The 974-nt window shown below is 70.8% G+C and carries 2 protein-coding genes; both read right to left on the bottom strand.

Features of this window, described 5'->3' with window-relative positions; genetic code table 11:
- A partial coding sequence (locus ACEN88_RS32710) for a hypothetical protein (RefSeq protein ID WP_413346430.1) occupies positions 1-386 on the bottom strand: 386 nt, incomplete at its 3' end.
- 30 nt (positions 387-416) lie between these two features.
- Positions 417-839 carry a hypothetical protein gene (locus ACEN88_RS32705; RefSeq protein WP_413346428.1) on the bottom strand — a complete coding sequence of 141 codons (423 nt, stop codon included), beginning with the start codon at positions 837-839 and terminating at the stop codon, positions 417-419.
- Between the last annotated feature and the right edge of the window lie 135 nt (positions 840-974).

Here is a 974-nt window from a genome sequence, read left to right as displayed (position 1 = left end):
GTCTCGTCCGGCGGCGACGTCAGCCGGAACAGCAGCGCGACGGGCAGCGGATGCACGAGCGGGCCGCCGTTGGCATAGCGCGCGGCGGCGAGGCGGAACAGGCGTTGCTGCGCATGCGGATGCAGCCGGATCACGCCGCAGTACGCATCGATCGGCTGGCCCTGCGCATCGGTGAACGCGTTGCCGTGGACGTGCCACGTGAGCATGCCGCCGAACGGACACTCCGCATTCGTCAGCGCCAGGGTCAGCGCGACCGGATCGAACGTGGGCGCCGACGTCGTGGACCAGCGCGGCGCCAGCTGCAGGCCGGTCAGGCCGAGCGTTTCGAGGCCGTCGGCCTGCAGGCGGTTCTGCGCCTGCGCAGTGGTGAACTGGGTGATGTCCATGGTAGCCCGTCCTCTGTATTTCGCGACCTGTTATTTCGCGACCTGTTCGGCAAACCGTCCGTCCGGCGCGGTGATCCGCACCGTGACGCTCGCCACCGCGCCGTTGAACGTCAGGCCGTAGCTGGTCGCGCCGTGCGCGCTGTTCAGGCGGACCAGTTGCCACGGCTGGCCGGGCAGCGGCGGCTTGCCGGCCACCGGCACGTCCGCCAGCGCCATTTCGATCACCGTCACCTGGCCGGGCAGCTTGATGATCGGGCCGCGCAGCACGTCGAGCGCCTCCAGCGCCACTTCCTTCCTGGCGAGGATGGCCGCCACGCCGTGCGGCTGCACGACCGGATGCGGTACCGGCGCGATGATCGGCTTTTTCGGCGCGGCGACGGTGACCCTGATCGTGTACTTGCCGCCCGCGCGCGGCGGGATCGGGGCGCTGGAGCGCCACGTGGCGTTGACCACGCCCGTCAACCATGCGACGGGGTATGCCACGCTGGCCGCCAACCAGACCATCGCCGCGGGCAGCGGCGACAATGGCGTGCTGCGCTTCGGCTTCGCCACGCGCGGCACGCTGGACCGCACGCCGCTGTCCATGCC

This window comes from Massilia sp. CT11-108, from assembly GCF_047302915.1.
GTDB classification, from domain to species: Bacteria; Pseudomonadota; Gammaproteobacteria; order Burkholderiales; family Burkholderiaceae_D; genus Telluria; species Telluria orientalis.
This window is presented reverse-complemented; position numbering and strand designations above follow the sequence as displayed.